Below are 16,679 nucleotides of genomic sequence, written 5' to 3' on the forward strand. Positions count from 1 at the left end.
AGCGGCTCTGGAGGGGATCAGGGGGAGCGACAAGGAGGACAGGGGAGGACAAGGGGGAACGGGGGCGAACGGGAGGGGAGATTGTTCGAAATTGCGAACGTTGTGCGTAACTTCGGCCAGAAGGTAAAGGTGAGGCAGGAGGGACGTCAATGGATGCGACACGATTTGGTGCCGAAGAGCCCGCCGGAATGGATCACGGAGGGAGGCGAGTTGGCGTTTGCATGGTGAAACCGAAGAGCGCGGGGCAGATCGGCCGGTACGGGATCCGGAGCAGCGGGCTGCGCGGCGAGGACCCGGCCTGGGGGGTGAACTCGCCTATGCGGCAGCCGAGTTGGAGGAGCTGAGCGTCGGTGCGAGCCGGCTCGGGGGCCGTACGCCGGCCCGGCACACCGTCCCCCTCATCGAACGGGAAGCCGCCCACCCCGGCCGCTTCCTCCTCGGCCTGGGCGTGAGCCACGCGGAGCTCGCGGAGCAATTCCGGCGGCTGTACGCCGCGATGGTCGACTACCTCGACGCCCTCGACCCGGCCGGCGTCCCCACCGAGCGCCGGGTGCTGGCCGCGCTCGGCCCCGGATGCCCCGCCTCGCCCGCGACCGGGCGGCGGGCAGCCATCCGTACCTGGTGACCCCGGAGCACACGGCGGAGGCCCGCGAGACGCTGGGCGAGGGCCCGCTGGTGGCGCCGGAGCTGAAGGTGCTCCTGGAGACCGCTCCCGGCCCCTCGGCTTCACGGACTCCGACCTCACGGACGGGGCAGCGACCGGCTGACCCGCCCCCGCCTCCGCCTCCACCCGCAGGTCAGCTCAGTTCAGTTCAGTTCAGTTCAGTTCAGCTGATCGTACGGACGAAGACATCCCCGATCAGATTGGTGTCCTCGGGCACGAGGCCGGGATAGTAGGAGTCGAAGACGACCGTGGACTCGTCCGTGCTCAGCCCCGCCTTCCCCACGGTGAGGGGTCTGCCGTCCTGCCCCGGCGACAGCAGTTCCTCCGCTCCGGTGCCCGGATCGCGCAGGATCAGCCCGAGCGAGGTGCGGTTGGCGTCGGCCGTGTTGAGCAGCAGCCGGGAGCCGTCGGTGGACAGGTCCGACAGCAGGGTGAGATCGGTGGGCGTGTGCCCGTCGTACCGCTGGAGCGTCCCGGTGTCCAGATCGCGGACAAAGGCGTTCCAGGAGGTGGCGCTGTTCCCGTTGGGATCGGTACCGGGCACCAGGTTGGTGGCGATGGAGTTGAACCCGACCTTGGACCCGTCGGCGCTCAGCACGGGTGCGATCGCGGACCTGTCGGCCGCCGCCCCGTCATGGGTGGCGTCGGCCTGCACGGTGCCTCCGCTCTCCCGGTCCCAGACGAGGATGTCGCCCTGGTCGTCGGCGGCGGGCCCGGAGTAGCCCTCCAGGTAGGCGACCTTGCGTCCGTCGGCACTCATCGAGACCTGCTCGCACCGATGGACGTTCTTGGACCCGTCCGAGTCCCGGCTGACCCGCCGCACCTCCTGGGTCTCCCGGTCCAGCAGCATGACCCGGCAGGAGAAGGCCCCGTTCGGATCGACGGCGGGCCGGGCGACGAAGGCGACGTACCGCCCGTCGGCACTGATGGGCGCGATGCCGTACGACACCTCGTAGCCGTCGTCCATCGCGGGCGCCAGCCGCTCGACGACCCCGGTGCTCAGGTCCAGCAGCCGGACGGAGGAGACGCCGGTGGCGGTCGAGTACGAGCCGAAGGTCAAGTACCGCCCGGAATCGGAGAGTTGAGGCGAGGACGTGGTCTCCCCCGGCACCACCACCCGCCGCAGCGGCTCCCCGGGCCCCGTCCGGTAGTACACGCTGTTCCGCACATCGGTCGCCGGGACCAGATTGGTCGCCGACGACATGAAGGCCACGACCCGCCCGTCCGCGCTGAGCACGGGGTCGGTGGAGTGGCCATTGCCACCGGTGACGCCGTCGGGGGCCACGCTGATCCGTTCGGTGTGCGGAACGAGGGCCGCCGCGGATGACGCGGACGGTGCGGACGGCGCGGAAGCGGATGACGCGGGTGGGACGGCGGCGGCAGCCACCAGAACGGACCCGACGGCACCCACCCACATCCGTAACACAGGTCTCTTCACTGGACTGGCTCCCCCTCGGACAGACCGGACGACGATGAAAGCGCGCTCCGGGCGAAGGGTCAATGCCTTGAACTACCTTGCCTGGGTGGACCTCTTCTCACACTCCTGGGCAGCGTTGCGCACGACGGTCGCCGACCTCAGGGACAAGGACTTCGCACAACCCTCGGGCTGCGCGGGCTGGCTGGTGAGGGACCTCGTCTGCCACCTGGTCATCGACGCCCAGGACGTCCTGATCACCCTGGCCACCCCCGCCGGAACCGCGCCCCCGACAGCCGACGCGACGACGTACTGGCAGGTCACACACGAACCCCCGCCCGGCGAGGACCCCCTCGCCGCCCTGACGGTCCGTCTGGCCGCCGCGTACGAGGACATGTCCCTCCTCAAGTTCCACCTGGACGACGTGGGCTCGGCGGCCGGCCGCGCGGCGGAACTGGCCGACCCCGCCGCCCGGGTGAGCACCCAGGACAAGGTCCTCACCATCGCCGACTACCTCACGGCGTACGTCCTGGAGTGGACCTTGCATCACCTGGACCTGACAGCCCACCTCCCGGCCGCACCGGGCCCGTCCCCGGAGAGCCTGTCCCACTCCCGTACGGCGCTGGAACGGATCGCGGGCGGATCGTTCCCCACGTCCTTCACCGACACGGACGTGCTACTGATCGGGACGGGGCGACGGGAGCCGACCGAGGCGGAGAGCGCCGAAATCGACTCCTTGGCAGTGAAGTTGCCACTGGCCCTGGGCTGAGACCTCGCTCGGTGAAATGACGCGATCACCCCGAGCGGGGCCACCGCCCCAGCCCCGTCCGGGAGTTCGGGAGTTTGGGACACGGTTTACCTCTTCCACACGCGGGGGACAAATCGCTCAAGCAGAACGGGGAGCACTTGATTTGAGCGATCAGCAGCATGTGATCTCGATATCGGTCATCGCCGACCCGGATGGTGAGCAGGCCCGGTCACTGAGCCGATGGCTGCAACGCGACAACAAGGTGGTCACGTCACCGGACATCACACCGGGTGCCGGGAAGCCGGACCCGGAGGCGATGAGCGGCGGACTCGACTGGCTGAACTTCGGTGTCTCCACGGCGATCGGCCTGAGCAGCCTGATCGTCAGCATCGCGACCTGGTGCTCGACGAGGGGCTCCGGGCAGCAGGCCCGTATGTCCAGCGACCGGGGCCGCTCCGTGGACGTCTCCCGGGCGGAAGCCGTACCCGAACGCGCCGACGAGCGCGCCGAAGAGATGTTGGGCGACGCCGATCCAGAACGGTAGCCGGGGCATGAGCGGACGGCTGCGCGATCCGCACCGGTCGGCGGCGGTCATAGCCGGGGTCTTCCACCAGACCTCCGGCAGCGACCTGCTGAACCTCCCGGCGGTCGAGAACAACGTCCGCGATCTGGCCCGGGCCCTCCGCGACCCGGGCATCTGGGGTCTCCCCGGCGAACGATGTGTCGAGCTTCCCCAGCCGACCAGGGAGCAGTTCCTGAGCGCGGTCGGGGAGGCCGGCGCCACGGCGACGGACACGCTGTTCGTCTACTTCGCGGGGCACGGCATCGTCCACCCGGCCACGGACCGGCTCTATCTGGCGTTGCCCGACTTCAACAGCGAGGGCGAGTTCGGGACCAAGGCCATCAGGTACGCGGACCTCCAGGATCTGCTGTGGGAACCGCGCGTCAAGGCCCGCCACAAGGTGATCGTCCTCGACACCTGTTTCAGCGCCAGGGCGTTCGACGACTCCATGGGCGGGAGGAACGCCGTCTACGACATGCTGAGGACACGGGGAGCGTGCACCCTGGTGTCCTCGGACGTCACGGAGACCTCCAGAGCCCCACAGGGGACCGACTACACGGCGTACACCGCCCGCGTGATCTCCACCCTGCGACACGGCATCGAGGACGAGGAAGAGACGCTCACCCTCCAGGCCGTACACGGACACATCCGCGAGCGGCTCCGCTCGGCGAACATCTCCACCCCGCGCATCCTGGGCGCCGACGACACCCCTCTGATACGCATCGCCCGCAACCGCGCCTTCGACGGCGGCTCCACGGAGCCCGGCGGCACGAGCACCCCGTCCCCGGGTGAGCAATGGCAGGATTTCCAGGACGAGTTGTTCCGTCTCCTCAAGGCGGAACTCGGAACCGGCCGCGCGGATGTGCGGGTGGAGTACTCGCTTCCCTGGGACGTCCGCCTCGGCCCGCGGCAGGAGGGGGAGCGCCTGCTCGCGCTCTTCGAGCACCGCACGCTGCTGGCCCACCGGTTCACCGCCTTCACGACGAAGGCCGTGAAGTTCCGCCACTCGGGAAACGGCGACAGCGTCGCGCAGGTCGCCTACACCGATCTGCACCGGTGGTCCGTCAAGATCGACCAGGTCAAGTCACTCTGGCACGACTTCAGGGAGGCCCGCGCCGACTGGTACGGAAGGCCGGCGTACGCACGGCCCACCCTCAAGTACGACGTACTGCTGACCTGCGATGAGACCACGTTCTACGTACCGCACGGCGAAGTGGGGGACTATCCGCTCCGCAACCTCCTCGCAAAGGTGCGGGACTTGACCCGGAAGTACGATCTCGACCTCCCGGAGTGAGTGCGCCGACGAGCGCTTCACGTCCCCCATCAGCCGTTCCGCAGGGTGCTCTTGATCGGCGAGGACCTTCCGTCCGCGGTGGATACTGTCCGGCGCTTCACTGTCTCGGCCACTGCCAGAGTGACGGGCACCCGGACGTTCAGGCTGCGCCGACACCCTGAGGGCCGCTGCTCGAAGTCCCGGAGTCATAGGGCCGGATAGCGACGCGTTGGTGAGCATGTCCGATACCCCGACAATGATCAGCCCTCTTTCCCAGTTCACCATCTCAAGCTGCCGCGACAACCCATCCGGGTTCTGCGCGAAGGGCTCGATGTCCTGCCAGGGGGATCCACCGGGGAAATGACCGGGTCCGTATTCTGCATCGCAGATCTTCTTCCCCGGGACGAGCCCGGCTTGCCGCGACTCGCTCTCCTGGTCAGGGTTGGGGAAGATCGGATCCCCGTGTGTATTGAGCTTTCGCCCGCCACCTTGCTTGTCGACCCAGGACTCGGCAGCCCGCCGTTCAGGATGCGGGTGCCGCGTCATGAGCAGGGGTGTCCCACTCCGGACACCCCTGCCGAAACCCGTCACCCCACCGGCATCATCGAGCGGCAGCGGCTCAACGCCCCGAGTCGAGGAACTCCTTCGCCTTCTTCGGGTGGCCGCCGTCCTGCTGCTGCACGTACAGGTGGGGCCCGTCCTCGCGGTCGGGGTTGGCGGGGCTGTCCTTCACCGCGACGGCCGTCCCCTCGTCGAGTTCCTCGATGCGGTACGCCGTGAACGACTGCGCGTCAGTCGGGTCCGACGACCCGTCGCCCGTGTCGTCACAGCTGTTCTCCTGTGCGCCGTCGGCCGTGTCGCCCACGGTGAAGTCCCGGTGGGACACGCGGGTGTAGAGCTCGCCGTCGAACTGGACACCGACGGCGCAGGCGGCGGAAGGGCAGGACGTCGCCTCGGAGGCCGTGGCGACGGCTACCTGGCTCTGCGTCAACAGGAGAAGCGATGCGGCGACGCCCCCCAGACCGACACCGGGCACGGGTTTGCTTCGGCGCCCCTTGCGTACGTTGCGTATCCGTTTGATCACTCAAGCGCAAGTAAAGGTCGTGCAGATATCAGGTCAAGGCACTTACGAACACCTGTGAACATCATGTGAAGCAAAGGTCGTTGGAGGTCCGTCGCCGCCGAAACAACCTGTCGGCGGCGTCTCCGATCAGCCGTTTCTCGCCAACGCCTGCCAGGTTTTCGGAAACAGAGGCGCCCGCTGTCGGACCCGCCGACTAACGTCAGCCGCTCACGCCTCCGTCAGGAGCGCACGGCAATCGAGGGGAAGCGCTGTGACCACCATGCCCGAGGAACGGACCGGGTACCGGATCTCCATCGTCGACGAGGACCCGCTGCGTGCGCGCAAGGAGGCTCGTGAGCTGCTCGCCGGGATCGTCGACGTCGACCCCGGGGCCGTGCTGGACGTTCCCGGCCGGAGCACGGGCGCGGCGAGCGACGGAACCCTCAAGGGCGGGCTCACCGCCGACACCGTCGGTGTGCTGATCAGCGCCGGTTCGCTGGTCGCCGCCGGGGTGCAGATCTGGCTGGCGCGGGTGCCGCAGCGGACGGTCGTGGTACGGCGACCGGACGGGGCGACCCTGCACATCACCGGCAAGGAGGCCCGCGAGGACGACGGCCGCATCGAGCGTTTCCTCGCGGGTGGCGGTGCGGCGACACACCCCACGGACCCGGACGGCCTCGGCGACACCCCTGCGGCAGGCTGAGCGCGGATGACCGACAACGACCGGTTCGCGATGCTCGTCGGCGTGTCCACCTACGACAGCGACGCGTACCACGACCTGCCGCCGGTACGTGCCGACCTGCACTACATGCGGGCGGTACTGCAGAACACCGAGATCGGCATGTACAACGACTGCGAGATGGTCCCCGAGCCGACCCGCGCGGAGATGCTGCACGCCGTCGAGTCGTTCCTGAACGCGCGCCGGCCCAGTGAGACGGCCCTGCTGTACTTCAGCGGGCACGGGGAGTTCTGCGAGGACGACAACCAGCTGTATTTCCTGACCCGGGACACCGATCCGGACGATCTGCCGGGTACGGCGGTGCCGGCGGAGTTCCTGGAGCGGATGCTCCAGTCGTGCCGGGCCGCTTCGAAACTGGTGCTGCTGGACTGCTGCTCCAGCGGTTCCGTCGTACAGGGGTGGACCGCCAAGGGTTCGGGGGAAGAGCCCGTACGGCCCGCGCCGAGCACGCTGCTGCGGCCGACAGGCGTGTACTTCATCACGGCCTCAGACGCTCTCCAGTCCGCGTCCGCGATGGCGCCGCCCGGGTCGAGCCTCGGTACGTCCCGGTTCACCGGGGAGATCGTGGAGGGGCTGCGCAACGGGCGGATCAAGGGCGGCGGCTGGATCACTCCGGATGACCTCTTCGACTACCTGACAGCGCAGATGACCCGGGCCGGCGTACCGGAGGAGCAGCGACCCACCAAGTCCACGTTCAGGGCCACGAACAGCCTGCCCTTCGCCCGGTCGGTGGCACGCCCGGTGCACCTCCCGGCGCAGCCGCGCGAAGCGGCCGAGGCTGCCCGGCGGTCCCCCACCCTGTTGAAGGCAAGGGAACTGGCCGCGCGGGACGCGCGGGACGGCCTCGACCGGGAGCGGCTGCTGCGGTACTACGCGCACTGTCTGACCGCCCAGTCGGCGGCCGGTATGCGGCCCGACCGGGACGGCGGACGAGGCTCGAAGTACTTTCTGCTGGGCCAGGGCGAGGAAACCATCCAGTCCGGCCGGGGCTCCGCCTTCCCCGCTCCCGGTGGGCTGCCCAAACCGCACGGCGCGGCTGCTGGTGACTCGGGGACACAGCAGGAGTACTGGTACGGCTATCCGGCGATCACGCTGCCCGTGCGGGACGGCGGGGCCCGGGGACGTCGTACCACCGTGGAGCTGGCGCCGCTGCTCATCCAGCAGATGGAGCTGGCGCCGGACGAGGAGGGCCGGGACATGCTCCGGCCCAGCGGTGTGCCGTCCCTGCACACGGGTGTCGTGTCGGAGCTGTTGGACGCGGGCGACGCGGCCGATCTGGTCGCGCGCTGGCAGCCGTCCTGGCAGGAGGGCAACGACGCGCAGATGCTGCAGGCCGTGCGGGAGTTGCTGGACGAGCTGGGGCTGCCGGAACTGGAGCCGCTCGACCCGTCGGCTCTCAGCGAGCGCACGGTGATGCAGGCGCTGCGACCCGGCGCGCACAACGCGGCAGTACTGCTGGTGCCGTCGGGTGCGGAGGCCAAGGCCACCCAGGCCCTGGTGAGCAACCTGCTGGAGATGTCGACGCGGACCGGGCAGATTCCCGGCACCGCCCTGGACGCGCTGCTGAGCGGCGGCGGGAGTGGCGAGGGCGATGCGCGGGACGCGTCCGTCACCGTGGTGGCTCCGGGGCCGTGCAACGAGAGCCAGGAGCTGGTGATCTCCTCCGCGATGACACGGCCCCTGACGGTGGCGACCGGGCCGCCCGGGACGGGCAAGAGCGAGGTGGTCACGGCCGTCGTCACCACCTGTGTCGCCGCCGGCCAGTCCGTGCTGGTCGCCTCCACGAACAACGAGGCCGTGAACGTCGTCGCCGAACGCTGCGACGACATCGCACCGGGCCTGCTGATGCGTACGGGCAACGTCGAGGCGTTGGAGCGGGAGGCGACGAAGCTGGAGCGGCTGCTCGGCGAACACGCCCAGGCACCGCGACGCGGATCGGCCACCGTGGGCGGGCAGTTGCGCGTGGTCGGCAGGACGGCCGACGGGCTGCGGGCGGAGGCCGCAGACCACGTCGGTGAGGAGAGTCGGCTGCTGGAGTTGCTCGGAACCCGGGAGGAGCTGGCGACCGCGCTGGAGTTGCCGCTGCCACTTCTGGAGGCGGTGTGGGCGACCGACGAGAACGGTGTGGCCGCACTGGGGCGCTGGGAGGACAGAGCGCGGAAGGTCGCCGCAGCTCGCTGGTGGCTGCTCGGCCCCTGGCGCCGGGGGCGGGCACTCGCCGCGTTGGTCTCGTCGGTGGCGCATGCCCAGGAGGGTGACACCACAGGCCACACAGGTCTCCCAGACCTCCCGGACCGGCCGTCGTGGCCGGAGTGGGCGACCTCTCGGCCGGTGCCGTCCGAGCTGCTGGAGTCGCTGGCGGACGCGGTGGCCGTGGAACGGGAAGTACGCGAACTCGTGCCCCGGCACCTGAGCTGGGACGAGGACGGACTACGGCGGGCGCGGCTCGACGCGGCGGGCGCGCTGTCCGAACTGTCGTCGGAGCTGTCCCAGGCGTTGTCCGCCGAGACACTGATCCGGGCGCGCGGGCTCATGCAGCAGCGGCTCCAGGCGCTCCGGAGCCGCCGGGGTTACCGGCGCAGCCAGAAGAACCTGATGGCGCACATCAAGGGCTGGGCCACCAGCACCCACTCGGTGGGAAAACTGGAGCTCACCCCGAAACTGTTCGACCTCGTCGTCATCGACGAGGCGAGCCAGTGCTCCATCCCCTCGGTGCTGCCGCTGCTGTTCCGGGCCCGCCGCGCGCTGATCATCGGCGATCCGATGCAGCTGGGCCACATCCCCGGGGTGTCACCCCAGCAGGAACAACAGGCGCGGGTCCGGTCCGGCCTGAGTGCGGCACAGCTGGAGGACCACAGACTCACCTACCACGTGTACTCCTCGTACCACGCGGCCGAGCAGCACGGTGACTCCGCGCTCCTCCTCGACGAGCACTACCGCTGCCACCCCCGGATCGCCGACATCGTCAACGGCTACTGCTACGCGGGCCAGTTGCGGGTGCTCACCGACGTACGGCGGCAGGTCCCGGCCCTGGACCCGGTGGGGGCGGCCGATCCGGCGCCGGCACTCGGCTGGGTCGACGTACGGCACGGCGAGTCGTCGCGCGGCGGCGACGGGCGGTCCTGGCGCAACGCGGCGGAGGCGGATGCCGTACGACAGGTGGTGGACGAACTGCTGGCAGGGCTGCCGGAGGACGCCACGGTGGGGGTGGTCACGCCGTTCCGGGCGCAGAAGGAGACACTGGCGCGGGTGTGGCGCGACGACGACCGCGTCCGGGTCGGCACCGTGCACGCCTTCCAGGGCGGGCAGCGCGACGTGATGGTGCTGAGCCCGGTGGCCACGTACAACACCCCGCCCAGGACGGCCCATTGGGTCGCGAGCCAGGTCAACCTGTGGAACGTGGCGGTGACCCGGGCCAAGTCGCAGCTGATCACCGTGGGCGCGCATACCTTCTGGCAGGGGCAGAGCGGACTGCCGACCCTGCTCGCGGACCGCTCGGCGCCGCTGGGAACGGACACGGACGAGGCCGACGGGCAGGCGGTGACGGCCGCCCCGGCCACCGGGTTCCGCGAGGAACTCGCCGACCGGCTCCAGCAGTACCTCACCGAGCGCGGTATCACCGATCTGGAGCGTACGGCGATGGTCGGCGGCCACCCGGTGGACCTGTTGTTCACCGAGGCCGGCGAGAACACGGCGGTCCTGATCGACCCCGGCCGGCCGCCGGGGGCCGACCCGGCACGGCACCTGCGGCTGACGCACGCGCGGGGCGATCTGCTGACCGGACTGCCGTCCGGGGGCTACGGGGCGAAGGCGTGCCCGGTGGGGCGGACGGTGCGGGTACCGGCGTGGCGGATCCTGGCGGGCGACAGGGTGATGGCGCCACTGTTCGACTGAGCGTGGAGATACCTGCACCGGGTGAGCGGGAGCCGGTTCGGGTTCCGGGCAGGCAGCGGACGACGTACGTCATGTGCCGGACGTTGCCTGCCCAGAGCCACTCCGTGGGCCCGCCCGTGCTCTCGCCTGACGTGACGGGCCCCGTCCGCGCAAGCGCGCCGGGCGGGCCCCCTGCTGCGTGGGCGGATCCCCGAGGAACTGCGTTGGTCCGGAGGGATCGACTTTTCAGGGACTTCCGAGAGACTTTTCGCCGCCTGGCGCGACAAGCCCCTGAAAAACCGGCAAGGGCCTCCGACACAGGTCAGAGGCCCTTCCCAGGCAAACCCGCAAGTGGCGGCAGACGAGCAGGGCTGTACGCCGGGTTCTGTCCCACGGGTCCTCGCGGCGCCCGTGGTGACGGCCATCCATCTAGGGTCGGCGTTGCCGCCGGCCTCGTGCGGTCTACCCGCGGACTCGGGCGGGCAGCCCTCGAACGTCCGCGCAGGGTCGCCCTTCTTTCGAAGAGGTGGCCCCTCTTGACCTTGCTCCGGGTGGGGTTTACCTAGCTGCCCAGGTCGCCCTGGGCACTGGTGGTCTCTTACACCACCGTTTCACCCTTACCCGGCGCCGAAGCGCCGGGCGGTTTGTTTTCTGTGGCACTGTCCCGCGGGTCACCCCGGGTGGCCGTTAGCCATCACCCTGCCCTGTGGAGCCCGGACGTTCCTCGGGGAGCCCCCTCAGGGGGAATCCACGCGGCCGTCCGCCCGGCTCGTCTGCCGTGTGGACCATGCTACCGGGCGCCCACCACCCCTCGGTGCCGTCGATGCCGTTGCCAGGAACGAGCCCGTGAGGATCAGGGCGAAGGAGGCCAGGATCGTGGGGGTGAGGTGTTCGTCCAGGATCAGGGCGCCCGCCGCCACCGCCACCGCCGGGTTGACGTACGTGAAGACCGTCGCCCGGGTCGGGCCCACCTCCCGGATCAGTTCCAGGAAGGCGACAAAAGCCAGTGCCGTGCAGATCACGCCCAGGGCCACCAGAGAGATCAGGGCCGACGAGGAGGGGAGTGCCGACGGTCGGGTCAGGGCCGCCGCGGGGGCGTAGACGATCGCCGAGAGGAGCAGGACCGGGGCTATCAGCTGGAGCGTGGGGACCTGTTTCAGGTGGCGGGCCATGATCAGGGGTGCGGTCGCGTAGCCGATCACCGTGATCAGGACCTCGGTGAGGGAGAGGATGTTGCCGCCGGTGAGGTGCGGGACGGTGAGGACTCCCACGCCTCCCAGGCCCAGCGCCAGGCCCGTCATGCGGCGGGCTCCGAGGCGTTCCGCGTCGCCGAAGTAGCGGGCCAGGAGCACGCTCACGATCGGGACGCCGGCGATCAGCAGGCCCGCCGTGGAGCTGGAGAGGTGGCGTTCGGCGTCGGTCAGGGTCCACCAGGGGCCGATGACCTCGATCACCGCGAAGGCGAGCATGGGGCGCCAGTGGCGTCGCACCACGCCGGTCAGATTCCCCTGGCGGATCGCGAAGGGGAGCAGGAGGGCCGCGCCCAGGGCACAGCGTACGAACACGACCATGGACGGGGAGACCTCGTCCACCGCCACTTTGATCATCAGATAGGGGATGCCCCAGAGGACTCCCATCAAGGAGAACAAGGCCCAGCCGCGTGCAGTCATGGAAGGAGTCTCGGCCAGGTCAGCGGCCTGCGTCTTGAACGCTGTTGCGGTACGCCGCCGGGGTCACCCCCAGCACCTTCCCGAACCAGCGCGTCATGTGCGCCTGGTCCGCGAAGCCCACCTGGACCGCTGCTTCCGCCGGGCGCGCGCCCGCCTCCAGCAGGCCCCGGGCCCGGGCCACCCGGTGCTGGGCCAGCCAGGCGTACGGGGGCATGCCCATCGTCGTACGGAAGGCCCGCAGCAGCTGATAGCGGGAGAGGCCCAGGTCGGAGGCGAGATCGGCCAGGGAGGGCGGGGTGGCGAGTTCGTCGGCCAGGCGGTCCCGTACGGCCAGGGCGACGGTGTTCGCGCCGGGGAGGCTGTCGGAGGTCGGGCGGGACGTCGAGTGGCGGCGGGCCAGGGCCGTGAGCAGCCAGGGGAGGCGGGACTCGGCCTCCAGCGGGTCGGGGCAGGTGCTCAGCTCGGTGTGGGCGATGCGCAGGGCGGCGGCGAGTTCCGGGTCGTGGAGGAGGGGCTCGCGGAAGTGCGGGGTGCCGCCGAGGACGCCGTCGGTGAGGAGGGTGGGGGCGGGGTAGAGGGCGCGGTAGGCGTAGGTGCCGTAGGCCGATTCGCCGGTGTGGACCTCGCCCGGGGCCAGGACGACTATCGAGCCCTCGCCGACCCTGAGGCCGCCGCCCCGGTAGTCGATGCAGGAGGCGCCGAGGACGCAGATGCCGATGCTGAATTCCTCGTGTGTGTGCGGGGCGTAGCGGTGGCTGTCGAAGCGGGCGGTGAGGAGGTCGAGGGGGCGGTCGGGGTGGCCGAGGGTGGTGCGGGTCCACCGGGTCTGTCCGCTCCCGTTCACTGTGCCTCGCCCCGTTCCGCCTCGCGCCCCCACCGTCGCTTCAGGCTACGCCCGGCGGATCGATCAAAGAGGAAGTCCGATGTCTCCAGGTCGAAGGCGAAGGGGTCGGGGAGGGTGAGTGCTTTGCCGAAGGGGACGGTGCAGCGTCGGCGGTAGTCGTCTCCTCGCGGGTCGCTGAGGAGTGTCGTCTCAGATGTGTCGCGGTCGATGAGCAGGTGGAGCGGGATACCGCCGCGGGCGTAGCAACGGCGTTCGACCTCACGGTCGGCCTTCGGCCTGGTGGATGTCACTTCCAGCACCGTGGAGACACCCTGGCAGGGCATCCAGGGGTCCGCCCCCCGGTAGAGACGCAGGGTCCTGGGGGCACATGTGCCGTCCGGGATCACGTGGTCCTTCGGGCATCCCTCCGCTTTCCCCGGCTTCAGCCCCTTGTTCCCGGAGAACTGCATGTCGGTCCGGGACCGCCTGTACACCTGCTGCACGATCAGCTCGATGTAGTCCTCGCTTCCTGCGAGAGCGGTTCGTGGGCCATGGCAGTCATGTCACGCCCCTCCTTCTTCGGTCGCTCGCCGGACTGGGACATCGGCTGATCACCTGGCCCTGAGATCGGGAACCGTTCCCCCGATCGTGGCACATGATCCCGATCACCGTCAGTCGCCACCCGTCACCGGATCCGTCGCTTGACCCTGCCGCAGCGTCAACGTTTCTACTGGTCGTATGCGGATCGGAGAACTCGCCGCGGCCGTCGGGGTCACCCCGCGGGCCGTGCGGCACTATCACCATCTCGGGCTGTTGCCGGAGCCGGAACGGCGGGCCAACGGGTATCGGGACTACACGTTGCGGCACGCGGTCGTGCTGGCGCGTATCCGGCGGCTGACGGAGCTGGGGCTCGGGCTGGCGGAGGTGCGGGACGTGCTCGCGGACGACGCGGGGCGTGAACTCGTCGAGGTGCTGGGTGAGTTGGACGAGGATCTGGCGCGGCAGGAGGAGGAGATCCGCGAGCGGCGGGGGCGGTTGCGGGTCCTGATGGCGGACGCGCGTGCCGGGCGGCTGCCGGCCGAGGGGCCCGTATCGCCCGAACTCGCCGCGCTCTTCGGGAAGTTCGGGATGTTCGGGACGTCCGGGGCCGCGCCGCACTCCCCCATGGCCGCCAAGGACCGGGAGGTGTTCGCCCTGCTGGAGACCACCGCGACGCCCGCGGCACGGGCGGAGATGCTCGCCTCGCTGGAGAGCATGATGGCGGCCCCCGGCGCGGTGGAACGGGCCCACGAGGCGTACGCGCTGCTCGACGCGCTCGCCGACGTCGAGCCCGACGATCCCCGTGTGGAGGAGGCGGCCCGTGTCCTGGCCGGCCTGGTCCCGCCGGAGATGGTCCCGCAGGACACCGGTCTCGACCTCGACGACACCAGGGGCGGCGGGAGGGGCACCGGCAGTTTCCTGCGCGCCTTCTACGCCGACTTCGCCCCGGCCCAGGCGGAGGCCATCCGCCGCACGCTTCGGATACTGACGGAGGACCGCCCATGAGGAGCTCCCACCGGATCGCCCACTCCCTCGTACGTCATGAACTCCTGCTGCTGGCAAGCCTGTTGCGCTGGGTCGCGCGGCGGCCCCACGGGGTCGGGGAGGAGGGCGCGCGGGTCTTCGGGTACGCGCGGGGGCAGGGGGCCATGATGTTCGGGTTCGGGTTCGTGTGTGTCGTCGAGACGGTGACCATGTCCGTCCTGCTGCGCGACTTCCCGCTCGTGCACTCCGTCTTCCTCGTCCTCGATCTCTACACGATCCTCATCGTCGCCGGGCTGCACGCCGCCTCCGTGACCCGCCCGCACGTCCTCACCGGCACGACCCTGCGGCTGCGCCGCTTCGCCACCGTGGATCTGCGCGTGCCGCTGAGCGCCGTCGCCTCCGTCCGCCGCGAGCTGCGTATGACGCACGAGAAGCGGGACGGGGAGCTGAACATGGAGGTCGGGTCGCAGACGACGGTCACCTTGGAACTGGCCGAGCCGGTGAGCTGCTCGACCTTCTTCGGGCGTCGCCGGGAGGTGCGTCTGGTGCGCTTCCACGCCGACGAGGCCGATCAACTCGCCAGGGAGCTCCAGGAGTTCACGCCGGTACGAAACGCACCTTCGCCGCTCCCGGCTCGGCCTGTGTGAGCCGTACGCGCAACCGCTCGCCCAGCGGCAGCCGGCCGCCGCCCTCGGCCGCCACCAGCCGGCCGATGACCGCCGGGGACACCAACTGCACCTCCCCCAGGGCGGGTCGGCCCTCCTTCGCCTCCTCCACGTCCACCACGTATCCCTCGAAGATCTCCCCCACCCGGTCCCTGAGCAGGGCGGCCTCGACGAGGTCCACGCACTCGCGCTCGACGCGTCCGGCTCGTCGGCCGCCCTCCGCCATCTCGTCGGGGAGCGCGGCGAAGGACGCCAGGACCCAGTCGGGGGTCGGGGCGCCGGCCGCCGCCGCGAGGCAGATCTCCGAGGTGTAGCGGTCCACGAGGCGGCGCAGTGGGGCCGTGCAGTGGGTGTAGGGGGCGGCGACGGCGGAGTGCGTGGTGATCGCGGGGAGGTCGCCGTCGCGGAACGGGGTGTAGTGCGCGCCGCGCAGCAGGGTCGTGCACTCCAGGAGGAAGGCCGCGTGGCGGGGGTCGTGCGGGTCGAGGGAGCGGATCAGCGCCGCGTACGAGACGTGGTGCGGCCAGTCGATGCGCAGGGCTTCGGCGGTACGGCGCAGGCGGCCCACCTCCCCCAGTCTCGGCTTCGCTCGACCGGGGGGACCCCCATCGTCCGGGGCGGCGGGGAGGGTGCGCAGGACGCCGGTGCCGTGGGCGAGCATCAGGTCGGCGGCGGCCATGCCGGTGAGGAGGGAGATCTGGGCGTTCCAGCCCTCGGCGGGGAGCGGGGCGCGGTAGGTCAGCTCGTAGGTGCCACCCGCGTCGCCGGTGCCGCCCGCCTCGCCGGTGTCTTCGGTGTCGCCGGTGTCGTGGGCGTCGTCGGCGTGCTCGGTGATCTCCTGCTCGGGGACGGTGAGGGAGATGCCGCCGCGTTCGACCTCCAGGCGCTCGCGCAGCCGCCCGATCTCCTTCAGCAGGGCGAGAGGTTCCTCGGCGGTGCCCGCGTCGATCTCCTTCTGTACGCCCGCGTAGTCCAGCTTGGCGCGGCTGCGGACCAGGGCCCGGCGGACGTCGACGCGCTCGGTACGGCCGTCCGCGTCCAGGTCCAGCGTCCACAGGACCGCCGGGCGGGTGTGGGCCGGGAGGAGGCTGGCGGCGCCCTCGGAGAGGCAGGCCGGGTGGAGGGGGACCTTGCCGTCGGGGAAGTAGAGGGTCGTCACCCGGCGGTGGGCCTCGGTGTCCAGGGCGCTGCCGGGGGTGACGAAGGCGGCGACGTCGGCGATGGCGTACCGGACGCGGTAGCCGCCGGGGCCCGCGCCCGAGCCCCGGCCCGGCCGCCGCGAGAGATGCATCGCCTGGTCGAGGTCGGTGGAGGTGGGCGGGTCGATGGTGAAGAGAGGGATGTCCGTGGCGTCGTACGACGGAAGGCGCGGGGACTTCGCGGCGTGCTCCGCCTCGACGAGGACCTGGAGGGGGAAGGCGCCCGGCACGTCGAGTTCCGTGCGCAGCGCGCGCAGGGCCGCCCGCAGGGGAGCCTCGGCGGCGCCCGTGACATGGAGGTGGCGGCGGGGCATGGGTCGAGCGTAGGGCGGGGCGGGCGGCGTGGCATGTCGGGCGGCGCCCCGGCGTCACCCGGCGTCATCCCGGCCTCGCCCCGGCGTTTCGGAAGCCCGCCTTCCCACCCGTACGCTGTCGCGGAGCCCCGAACCCCCGATTCCCCCC

General features: G+C 70.7%; 11 protein-coding genes, 1 other RNA gene and 3 pseudogenes. 8 read left to right on the forward strand and 7 right to left on the reverse strand.

Annotated features, from left to right (window positions below):
• Nucleotides 1-221: 221 nt before the first annotated feature.
• Nucleotides 222-714: pseudogene (locus tag J8M51_RS17150) on the forward strand (LLM class F420-dependent oxidoreductase); the annotation flags it as partial.
• Nucleotides 715-827: 113 nt separating this feature from the next.
• On the opposite strand, the gene J8M51_RS17155 reads toward J8M51_RS17150, so the two are convergent.
• Nucleotides 828-1,949, reverse strand: coding sequence for a TolB-like translocation protein (locus J8M51_RS17155; protein WP_256964262.1), 1,122 nt, complete (start codon nt 1,947-1,949; stop codon nt 828-830).
• Between the two features lie 238 nt (nt 1,950-2,187).
• On the opposite strand from J8M51_RS17155, the gene J8M51_RS17160 reads away from it, so the two are divergent.
• From J8M51_RS17160 to J8M51_RS17170, 3 genes are all read left to right on the forward strand, one after another.
• Nucleotides 2,188-2,847: a maleylpyruvate isomerase N-terminal domain-containing protein gene (locus J8M51_RS17160; protein ID WP_086754890.1), complete on the forward strand. Its 660-nt coding sequence runs from the start codon at nt 2,188-2,190 to the stop codon at nt 2,845-2,847.
• A gap of 142 nt (nt 2,848-2,989) precedes the next feature.
• Nucleotides 2,990-3,370, forward strand: coding sequence for an effector-associated constant component EACC1 (locus J8M51_RS17165; protein ID WP_143673135.1), 381 nt, complete (start codon nt 2,990-2,992; stop codon nt 3,368-3,370).
• Nucleotides 3,371-3,377: 7 nt separating this feature from the next.
• A complete protein-coding gene (locus J8M51_RS17170) occupies nt 3,378-4,682 on the forward strand; it encodes a caspase family protein (RefSeq protein WP_086754884.1) in 1,305 nt (434 codons plus the stop codon).
• Between the two features lie 598 nt (nt 4,683-5,280).
• On the opposite strand, the gene J8M51_RS17175 is transcribed toward J8M51_RS17170, so the two are convergent.
• Complete coding sequence (locus J8M51_RS17175; protein WP_143673134.1) at nt 5,281-5,652, reverse strand: DUF6281 family protein; 372 nt, start codon at nt 5,650-5,652, stop codon at nt 5,281-5,283.
• A gap of 352 nt (nt 5,653-6,004) precedes the next feature.
• Here J8M51_RS17175 and J8M51_RS17180 point away from each other — a divergent pair, with 352 nt between their 5' ends.
• Nucleotides 6,005-6,427: an effector-associated constant component EACC1 gene (locus J8M51_RS17180; protein WP_086754889.1), complete on the forward strand. Its 423-nt coding sequence runs from the start codon at nt 6,005-6,007 to the stop codon at nt 6,425-6,427.
• Between the two features lie 6 nt (nt 6,428-6,433).
• On the forward strand, nt 6,434-10,357 hold the full coding sequence (locus J8M51_RS17185) for a caspase, EACC1-associated type (protein ID WP_086754882.1): 3,924 nt from the start codon (nt 6,434-6,436) through the stop codon (nt 10,355-10,357).
• A 337-nt stretch (nt 10,358-10,694) separates the two neighbouring features.
• On the opposite strand, the gene rnpB is transcribed toward J8M51_RS17185, so the two are convergent.
• From rnpB to J8M51_RS17205, 4 genes and pseudogenes are all read right to left on the reverse strand, one after another.
• Nucleotides 10,695-11,108, reverse strand: an RNA gene (rnpB, locus tag J8M51_RS17190) — RNase P RNA component class A.
• Between the two features lie 118 nt (nt 11,109-11,226).
• Nucleotides 11,227-12,006, reverse strand: a pseudogene (locus J8M51_RS46285) (DMT family transporter); the annotation flags it as partial.
• A 19-nt stretch (nt 12,007-12,025) separates the two neighbouring features.
• Nucleotides 12,026-12,850: an AraC family transcriptional regulator gene (locus J8M51_RS17200; RefSeq protein WP_216589000.1), complete on the reverse strand. Its 825-nt coding sequence runs from the start codon at nt 12,848-12,850 to the stop codon at nt 12,026-12,028.
• Between the two features lie 71 nt (nt 12,851-12,921).
• Nucleotides 12,922-13,353: pseudogene (locus J8M51_RS17205) on the reverse strand (Uma2 family endonuclease); the annotation flags it as partial.
• A 214-nt stretch (nt 13,354-13,567) separates the two neighbouring features.
• Here J8M51_RS17205 and J8M51_RS17210 point away from each other — a divergent pair.
• Nucleotides 13,568-14,374, forward strand: coding sequence for a MerR family transcriptional regulator (locus J8M51_RS17210; protein WP_086764279.1), 807 nt, complete (start codon nt 13,568-13,570; stop codon nt 14,372-14,374).
• The gene (locus J8M51_RS17215) at nt 14,371-15,000 is read left to right on the forward strand and encodes a hypothetical protein (RefSeq protein WP_086764277.1); all 630 of its coding nucleotides are present in this window, start codon (nt 14,371-14,373) and stop codon (nt 14,998-15,000) included. The genes J8M51_RS17210 and J8M51_RS17215 overlap by 4 nt, the downstream gene beginning before the upstream one ends.
• Here the strand turns inward: J8M51_RS17215 and J8M51_RS17220 are convergent.
• Nucleotides 14,951-16,531, reverse strand: a complete 1,581-nt coding sequence (locus tag J8M51_RS17220) for an RNB domain-containing ribonuclease (RefSeq protein WP_267299258.1) — start codon at nt 16,529-16,531, stop codon at nt 14,951-14,953. The two genes, J8M51_RS17215 and J8M51_RS17220, sit on opposite strands and share 50 nt — an antisense overlap.
• Between the last annotated feature and the right edge of the window lie 148 nt (nt 16,532-16,679).

The sequence above is a fragment of the Streptomyces griseiscabiei genome (genome assembly GCF_020010925.1).
Lineage (GTDB): Bacteria > Actinomycetota > Actinomycetes > Streptomycetales > Streptomycetaceae > Streptomyces > Streptomyces griseiscabiei.